The organism is Pseudonocardia kujensis (genome assembly GCF_021283305.1).
In the GTDB taxonomy this organism is placed as follows: domain Bacteria; phylum Actinomycetota; class Actinomycetes; order Mycobacteriales; family Pseudonocardiaceae; genus Pseudonocardia; species Pseudonocardia kujensis.
Map to the genome: position 1 here is coordinate 109,830 of NZ_JAJSOK010000019.1, position 9,212 is coordinate 119,041.

Sequence of the window (9,212 nt, forward strand, 5' to 3'; positions counted from 1 at the left end):
GGATCGGACGGCCCCGCTCGCCGCTCCGCGGTCACGGAGCGAAGCGGCCGGCGGCCATCGCGCCGGCGTGCACGGCGGCCCGCCGGCGCCGGCCGGCCGTCAGAGGCCGCGGTAGGCCGCCATGGCGCCCGCGAGGAGGTCACCGAGCCCGAGTGCCTCGGTGGGCGTCTCCTTCGTCGCCGCGCCCTCCTGCTCGGCTCCCCCGCCGTTCGCGGCCGGAGTGTCCGCCTTCGCGTCCGTGTCGCCCCCGGCCGGGCCGGAGCCCGGGCCGATCCCGTCCGCACCGGTGCCGTCGGCCCCGGGCCCGTGCTCGTCGGAGCCGGTCGTGCTGCCGCGCCCGTCCGCGGCAGGTGGCGGGGACGCGGCGGTCGCGGCAGAGGCCGAGGGGGGCGACGCCGGGCCGGCTCGGTCGCCCTCGTCGTCCGAGGCGCCGGTACCCTCCGAGCCCGGGGCTGCACCCGAACGTCGATGCCGACGCCCGCCGCTCCCCGGACGGACCGCCAGGTCCTCGAGCCGGAAGGTGCCGGCGCCCGTGCGTCCGTTCGTCGACCGTGCCGCGGGCGGCGGCGACGGCTCGATGTCCTGGATGAGCTGGACCCCGGTGGCGCCGTCCGTCCCGTGCACGGTGCCGCGCAGCCGCGCGCCGCGCAGCCCCGCGTCCCCGGTGACGCTGGAGGCCAGGTCCCGCAGCACGGGATGCAGCCACGCGGCGGTCTCGCTCCGGTCCCGCCCCGGCAGGTCGACACGCACGGTGCTCGGGTCCTCGGTGCGGACCCGGGCCCGGCTCGGCAGGTGCACACGCATCCGATCGGAGAGTCCCCGCAGCACGCGCTCGACGTCCGGCGAGCCGATCCGCCGATCCCCGTCCACGAAGTCGAGCACCACGGAGGTACCGAGGCCCTCGCCGTCGTTCCCGGCGCCACCGTCGTCGCCGCGTCCGCCGGCGGCCGCGGCGGCGGGAAGTGCACCCGACAAGGCGTCGGGCTTGCCCCAGACCCGGTCCAGCTCCGCGATCGCCGAGCGCAACCAGTCGTCCGCCGCCCGCGCCGCGGGCGACGGCGCGACGTCGCTCGAGGCCGCCCCGCTCGACCGAGCCGGCTCCTCGACCCGCGACGACCGCCCACCGCCCGAGAGGTCCGCACGCGGCGGGCTGCCGATGCCCCGGGATTCGTCCGTCCCCTCACGTCCGGGCGCCCCGGCACGGGCAGGCCCAGCGGGACGAGTCCGCTCGCCGCGGTGCGGCGACCCACCCGTAGGGCCCTCGGGACCGAGGCCCACCGTGGGGCGACCCGGCTCGTCACGCCCGGCCAGGCCGTTCGCCCGCCCCGGCTCACCCCCACCACCGGGCTCGCCTGCCCGGCCCGGCGCCTCCGTGCGACGTCGTTCGTCTCCGCGAGTCCGCTCGCCGGCGTTCGGGGGCCCGCTCGCGCGCCCCCCGCCCGGCGAGGTCGAACCCGCCTCGCCGGTCTGCGCCTCGGCGGCCTCCCGGGCCCGGCGCCGGGCGGCGCGGCCGCCGCCCTCGACCCCGGCGAGGAGGTCCGCCACCCGGCGTGCAGCGGCGCCGTCCTCGGCGGCGAGCCGGTCGGCCGAACGACGCGACCGGGACCGGGACCGGGACCGGGACCCGCCTACCGCGCCCGCAGCTCGGTCGTCGCCGTCCACGGCGCTCCCGGCGCGCGCAGACGCCTCGGCAGGCCACTCCTCGTCCTGCGTCGCGCTCTCCGCGCCGCCGGGGGTGCTCGCGTCCACGGCGGCTGCGCGAGCCCGTCGCGCAGCCCGGCCGGACACGGCCTCGGCGCCGGGATCGGCCGTGCTGCGGTCGCTCCGCGGCGCGGACGGGTCCCCGCCCCGCTGCTCCTCGCTCCCCTGGTCCCGACGTCCGGTGAAGTCGCGGACATACCCCCCGGCGGCTGCGCCGGCGCCGAGGTCGGGATCTCCGCCGACACGGTCCTCACGCCGGCCGACAGGCCGCCCGTCCGAGGTCTGCTGCGCCTCGGCCTTCTCCGGTCCGCCGGGTCCGAGCGGGTCGTCGGGCCGCGGCTCGTCCGGCGCGCCGTTGCGGCGGCGCCGGCCGACGGCGCCCGGCAGGTCGTCGCCGGCGCGTAGACGCGGCCAGGAAGCCGGCCGCCCGTCGTCGCTCCAGCGGCCCGAGGCCCGCAGCTCGGAGATCAGCGCGTCCCCGAGCAGGGCACCGTAGGTGGCGGCCTGCCGGTCCGGCTCCTCGATCGGGACCGCCGTCGCCGTGGCCCGCCGCCGCGGCTTCGCGGGCGTCTCCTGCGCGCTCCCGGGTTCGGCCACGGCGTCGTCCGACGCCTCCGAGGACTCGGCCGGACCACCGTCGAGCAGCTCCGGCCGGTCCCTGCCGCCCCGGTCACTCCCGAGCCCGGTCCCGGCGGCGCGACCGTTCGTTCCCGACTTCACCTCTCCGCGGCGCCCCGACTCCGTCGCATCGTCGATCGGGCTGCCCAGCGCACCGTGCGCACCGGACACGTCCGCGGTGCGCCGACCGCCGCTGGTGGGGGACGCCTCGGCAGCGCCGCGCCGACGGTGGTCGACGCCGTCGTCACGGGCGTCGAGAGTCGCCCCGGTGTCGGCCTTTCGCCGACGACCTGCCGTCGTCGCCGGCTCGTCGGCGGTCTCGCCGACGCCACGGCGCCGCCGACCGCCGCTCTCACCCTCGTCGCCGACGCCGCGACGTCGGCCCACAGGCCTGGGCTCGGCCAACGGGTCGGCGATCGTGCCGCTCCACGACGCAGGGACGATCCCCGCGTCGAGCCCGCCCAGCAACGCGTCGATCGCACTGGTCGCGCCTGCGGCTTCGGCAGTCGCACGGGCCGGGGGCGTTCCGTTCCGTGTGTCGCGGTCCGCGCCTGCCGGGCCGGAGGCAACGCCCGAGGAGATCGCCTGCGTGCTCCCCCCCGCGCCGGAGCGCGCCGTCGTCCCGACGCTCGCCGCGGCGCTTCCGTTGCTGCGCCCGCCGGTCGAGAGCCCGTCACCGACCAGCCGATCCGCGACGGCCGCAACCAGCTCACGGAACCGCCGCCCGCGCTCCACATCGCGGTGCTCCGCCTCGAGCCCGGCCCGGGTCGCGGCCAGAGCGGCGTCGAGCCGGCCCTGCTTCTCCGCGAGGTCCCCGAGCGCGACGCGACAGGCACCCTCGAGCCCGGGGCTGTCCACCGCCGCCGCGTACTCGGCCGCCTCGGACAGCGCCCTCTCGGCTGCCGCACCGTGGTCGGCGGTCGCCTGGGCGATGACGAGCCGCAGTTGCGCGGCCTGTCGGGTGGCCTTCGTGCCCGCCCGTGCCGCGGCGGCCTCCGCCACGGCGCGCGCCTCGCTCCCCCGACCTGCCTCGAGCAGCGCACCGAGGTGCTGCGCGGTGAGCGCGTCGACCAGATGGGGGGACACCGGATCGGGCGTCGCCCCGGCTGTCCCGAGCGCCTGCAGACCCTCGCGGGCGGCGTCGACCGCCTCGTCCGTACGGCCGCCTTCGCGCGCGACCGACGACCGGGCCAGCGCCACGGCCACGGAGGCGTGACCGGGCAGCAGACGTGCGTCCGCCCGAGCCGAGTCGAAGAGACCGCGCGCCTCCTCCGGCCGGCCGCCGCCGGCGCACCGCGCCAGGACGAGCCGCGCGTCGAACCGGGCCTCGGGCGATGCGTCCGCCCGCGCGAGGACCGCCTCGGCAAGTCGCCGGGCCAGCGCGACGTCGCCGTTGTCCCGGCACGCCGACGCGATCTCGACCAGGAGCCGCTGCCCGGCCGGACCGGCGAGCACGGCCGGGTCGACGTCCGACGCGTCCAGCGCCTCGAGAGCCTCGACGACGGCCGCCCGGCCGTCTCCCACCGCCGCGACGCCGTGCACCCGCCACCCGAGGGCGGTGAGCCACACCGCCGGGTCGCCGGGCCCCGCCGCGTCGGCGACGTGCCCGGCGAGCTCGGCCGTGAGATCCGGTCTGCTCCACCGCAGCGACGCGGCGACGCCGATCATCGCTGCCCCGGACATCTGGTCCCCGTCGTGCCGGACCGTTTCGGACATGCACCCTCCCGTGCACCCCGACTCCGGGGTCGCTCCCGCTGCAGCTCCGTGGCCTCAGGCCACCGGAGAGTGATAGCTCTCAGTCACGGGTCAGCTTACGGTGCGTCACACGGTGCGGTCGCGCGGCATCCGCTCCGAGGCGCTCGACCTTGTTCTTCTCGTACGCCTCGAAGTTGCCCTCGAACCAGAACCAGCTGGCCGGGTTCTCGTCCGTGCCCTCCCACGCGAGGATGTGGGTCACGACGCGGTCGAGGAACCAACGGTCGTGGGAGATCACCACGGCGCAGCCCGGGAACTGCTCCAGCGCGTTCTCCAGCGACCCCAGGGTCTCGACGTCCAGGTCGTTCGTCGGCTCGTCGAGCAGGATCAGGTTTCCGCCCAGCTTGAGCGTGAGGGCCAGGTTCAGCCGGTTCCGCTCACCACCGGACAGCACGCCGGCCGGCTTCTGCTGGTCCGGGCCCTTGAACCCGAACGCCGCGACGTAGGCCCGGGACGGCATCTCGGTCTGCCCGACGTGGATGTAGTCGAGCCCGTCGGACACGACCTCCCACACGTTCTTCTTCGGGTCGATGCCGGCACGGTTCTGGTCGACGTACGACAGCTTGACCGTGTCGCCGACCTTCACCTCGCCCGAGTCCGGCTTCTCCAGGCCGACGATGGTCTTGAACAGCGTGGTCTTGCCGACGCCGTTCGGCCCGATGACGCCCACGATGCCGTTGCGAGGCAGCGAGAAGGACAGGTCCTTGATGAGCTGGCGCCCGTCGAAGCCCTTGTCCAGGTGCGAGACCTCGACGACGGTGTTGCCCAGGCGCGGGCCCGGCGGGATCTGGATCTCCTCGAAGTCCAGCTTGCGGTGCCGGTCCGCCTCGGCCGCCATCTCCTCGTAGCGGTCGAGCCGCGAGCGGCTCTTCGCCTGGCGGGCCTTGGGGTTGGAGCGGACCCAGGCCAGCTCCTCCTTCAGGCGCCGCTGCAGCTTCGCGTCCTTCTTGCCCTGGACGGCGAGCCGCTCCGCCTTCTTCTCCAGGTAGGTGGAGTAGTTGCCCTCGTAGGGGAAGGTGCGGCCGCGGTCCAGCTCGAGGATCCACTGCGCCACGTTGTCGAGGAAGTACCGGTCGTGGGTGACGGCCAGGACCGCGCCGGGGTAGGAGCTCAGGAACTGCTCCAACCACAGGACGCTCTCGGCGTCGAGGTGGTTGGTCGGCTCGTCGAGCAGTAGGAGGTCCGGCTTCGACAGCAGGAGCTTGCACAGCGCCACCCGTCGGCGCTCACCACCGGAGAGGTGGCTGACCTCCGCGTCCGCCGGCGGGCACCGCAGCGCGTCCATCGCCTGCTCGAGCTGGGAGTCGAGCTCCCAGGCGTCGGCGTGGTCGAGCTCCTCCTGGAGGGTGCCCATCTCCTCCATCAGCGCGTCCGAGTAGTCCGTCGCCATCTGCTCGGCGATCTGGTTGTACCGGTCGAGCTTCTGCTTGATCTCGCCGACGCCCTCCTCGACGTTCCCGAGGACGGTCTTCTCCTCGTTCAGCGCGGGCTCCTGCTGGAGGATGCCGACCGTCGCCCCGGGCGCCAGGAATGCCTCGCCGTTGTTGGGCTGGTCCAGCCCCGCCATGATCCGCAGCACGCTGGACTTGCCGGCGCCGTTCGGCCCCACGACACCGATCTTGGCCCCCGGGTAGAAGCTGATCGAGGCGTTGTCGAGGATGACCTTGTCGCCGTGCGCCTTGCGCACGTTCTTCATGGTGTAGATGAACTCCGCCACGCCCTCGATGGTAGTTCCGCCCCCGTCAGCCCCTCGCGGCCGGTACGGCCTCGGCCACCTGCCGGATCTGCTCGTCGTCCGGGGCGGGCCGTGGGCCGACGGCCACGTCGTCCGGGATCGCCGCCCCGTCGCCGGCCATCGGCATCCCGGCCTCCTCCACGAGGCTGCCGTCGGCGGTCCTCCGCACCCGCGTGACGACGGCCATCGTCGTGTTCAGGTCGGGGCCGACCGCATCGGCGACCAGCGTGACCGCCGTGCGGGTCCGCCCCTCCTGTTCGTAGTCCCGGACGTACAACCGGCCGTGGGCGATCACCGGGTCGCCCTTCGCGAACGATCCCTGCACGTTGCGCCCGAGGTGCCGGCGCCAGATGTCGACCGAGACGTAGGACGTCGACGACTCCTTCCACTGCCCGGTCGCACGGTCCATGTACCCGTGGTTGCAGGCCATCCGGAAGGAGACGACCTCGCGGCCGCCGCCCAGATCGCGTGTGACGGGGGCGTTCGTCAGCCGGCCCACCACGGTCGTCAGGATCTCGGTCATCGTTCTCGCTCCTCGTGTCGATCGATCCGATGCACCAAGCATGGGCCGGGAGCACGAGCTCGACGGGGCGAATGCCGATCCTGTGGACACAGGGATCGAGGTGAGGACGATTCCGCGGCGCCAGCGGCAGATACGACGAGATTTGTCGGTGGCAGGTGGTAGGAGCCCCTGCCCCGTCCGAGAACGCGAGAAGGCCCCGGAACCAGTGGTTCCGGGGCCTTCTCGATGTTTGATGTCGGCGGCGACCTACTCTCCCACACCCTGGCGAGTGCAGTACCATCGGCGCTGGAGGGCTTAGCTTCCGGGTTCGGGATGGGACCGGGCGTTCCCCCTCCGCAATGACCACCGACAACACTATTCACCTATCCCCGAAAAACCCGTTCCCGAAACCAGGAACAAACCCGGGGTCGAACACCAACCAGCCGCCCCGAAAACCGGGACACACTGGTTGTGTGCTCAGGGTCACACAGTGGATGCGAACAACATGTTGTGGCAAGCCCTCGGCCTATTAGTACCAGTCAACTCCACCCCTCACAGGGCTTCCATCTCTGGCCTATCAACCCAGTCGTCTACTGGGAGCCTTACCCACGCAAAGGTGGTGGGAGACCTCATCTTGGAACGAGCTTCCCGCTTAGATGCCTTCAGCGGTTATCCCTTCCGAACATAGCCAACCAGCCATGCACCTGGCGGTACAACTGGCACACCAGAGGTTCGTCCGTCCCGGTCCTCTCGTACTAGGGACAGCCTTCCGCAAGTCTCCTACGCGCGCGGCGGATAGGGACCGAACTGTCTCACGACGTTCTAAACCCAGCTCGCGTACCGCTTTAATGGGCGAACAGCCCAACCCTTGGGACCTACTCCAGCCCCAGGATGCGACGAGCCGACATCGAGGTGCCAAACCATGCCGTCGATATGGACTCTTGGGCAAGATCAGCCTGTTATCCCCGGGGTACCTTTTATCCGTTGAGCGACACCCCTTCCACCAGGAGGTGCCGGATCACTAGTCCCGACTTTCGTCCCTGCTCGACCCGTCGGTCTCACAGTCAAGCTCCCTTGTGCACTTACACTCAACACCTGATTGCCAACCAGGCTGAGGGAACCTTTGGGCGCCTCCGTTACCCTTTAGGAGGCAACCGCCCCAGTTAAACTACCCACCAGGCACTGTCCCTGAACCAGATCATGGCCCGAGGTTCAGACACCCAATTCGACCAGAGTGGTATTTCAACAACGACTCCACGACCACTAGCGTGACCGCTTCACAGTCTCCCACCTATCCTACACAAGCCGAACCGAGCACCAATACCAAGCTGTAGTAAAGGTCCCGGGGTCTTTCCGTCCTGCCGCGCGTAACGAGCATCTTTACTCGTAGTGCAATTTCGCCGAGTCTCTGGTCGAGACAGCGCCCAAGTCGTTACGCCATTCGTGCAGGTCGGAACTTACCCGACAAGGAATTTCGCTACCTTAGGATGGTTATAGTTACCACCGCCGTTTACTGGCGCTTAAATTCTCCGCTTCGCCGACGAATCGGCTAACAGGTCCTCTTAACGTTCCAGCACCGGGCAGGCGTCAGTCCGTATACATCGTCTTGCGACTTCGCACGGACCTGTGTTTTTAGTAAACAGTCGCTTGGGCCTGGTCTCTGCGACCGGCCACCCCTAGCCCGCAAGGAGCTTCAAGGCAACCGGCCCTCCTTCTCCCGAAGTTACGGAGGTATTTTGCCGAGTTCCTTAACCAGAGTTCACTCGATCGCCTCGGTATTCTCTACCTGACCACCTGTGTCGGTTTAGGGTACGGGCCGCAACAGCACTCGCTAGAGGCTTTTCTCGACAGCATGGGATCACCCTACTTCGCCTCAATCGGCTACGCATCACCTCTCACCCCCGCCATCAAAGGCAGACCCCCGGATTTACCTGGAGATCGGGCTACAGGCTTACACCACGACAACCACCGCGTGGCGAGGCTACCCTCCTGCGTCACCCCATCGCTTGCCTACTACCGAATCGGATCCCACGCTCCACCAAACCTTCTCGTCCCGAAGGACTCAAAGGCGGTTTCGGATGGTTAGCATCAACGACCTCAGCATGGACGCACTATCACGAGCACGGGAATATCAACCCGTTATCCATCGACTACGCCTGTCGGCCTCGCCTTAGGTCCCGGCTCACCCTGGGCGGAACAACCTGGCCCAGGAACCCTTGGTCATCCGGCGGCAGAGATTCTCACTCTGCATTCGCTACTCATGCCTGCATTCTCACTCGCACACCCTCCACCACTCGATCACTCGGCGGCTTCACCGGATGCACGACGCTCCCCTACCCAACAACACCACTACACAACCAGCTCACACCGGAAGCGGATGAATGTGTCATTGCCACGGCTTCGGCGGTGCGCTTGAGCCCCGCTACATTGTCGGCGCAGGACCACTTGACCAGTGAGCTATTACGCACTCTTTCAAGGGTGGCTGCTTCTAAGCCAACCTCCTGGTTGTCTCGGCGATCCCACATCCTTTCCCACTTAGCGCACGCTTAGGGGCCTTAGCCGGTGATCTGGGCTGTTTCCCTCTCGACTACGAAGCTTATCCCCCGCAGTCTCACTGCCGCGCTAACAGTACCGGCATTCGGAGTTTGGCTGACTTCAGTAAGCTTGTCGGCCCCCTAGGCCATCCAGTGCTCTACCTCCGGTACCCACCACACGACGCTGCACCTAAATGCATTTCGGGGAGAACCAGCTATCACGGAGTTTGATTGGCCTTTCACCCCTACCCACAGCTCATCCCCCAGGTTTTCAACCCTGGTGGGTTCGGGCCTCCACGACGTCTTACCGACGCTTCACCCTGGCCATGGGTAGATCACTCCGCTTCGGGTCTACACCCCGCGACTC

Annotated in this window: 3 protein-coding genes and 2 rRNA genes; all 5 read right to left on the reverse strand. The window is 70.2% G+C overall.

Features of this window, described 5'->3' with window-relative positions; all coding sequences use genetic code 11:
- Window positions 1–99 precede the first annotated feature (99 nt).
- Window positions 100–4,035, reverse strand: a complete 3,936-nt coding sequence (locus LWC35_RS15915; protein WP_232870898.1) for a hypothetical protein — start codon at window positions 4,033–4,035, stop codon at window positions 100–102.
- Between the two features lie 79 nt (window positions 4,036–4,114).
- A complete protein-coding gene (ettA, locus tag LWC35_RS15920; protein WP_232870899.1) occupies window positions 4,115–5,791 on the reverse strand; it encodes an energy-dependent translational throttle protein EttA in 1,677 nt (558 codons plus the stop codon).
- Between the two features lie 25 nt (window positions 5,792–5,816).
- On the reverse strand, window positions 5,817–6,332 hold the full coding sequence (locus tag LWC35_RS15925; RefSeq protein ID WP_232870900.1) for a single-stranded DNA-binding protein: 516 nt from the start codon (window positions 6,330–6,332) through the stop codon (window positions 5,817–5,819).
- A gap of 233 nt (window positions 6,333–6,565) precedes the next feature.
- A 5S ribosomal RNA gene (gene rrf / locus LWC35_RS15930) occupies window positions 6,566–6,682 on the reverse strand.
- 138 nt (window positions 6,683–6,820) lie between these two features.
- Window positions 6,821–9,212: ribosomal RNA gene (locus tag LWC35_RS15935) — 23S ribosomal RNA — on the reverse strand; the annotation flags it as partial.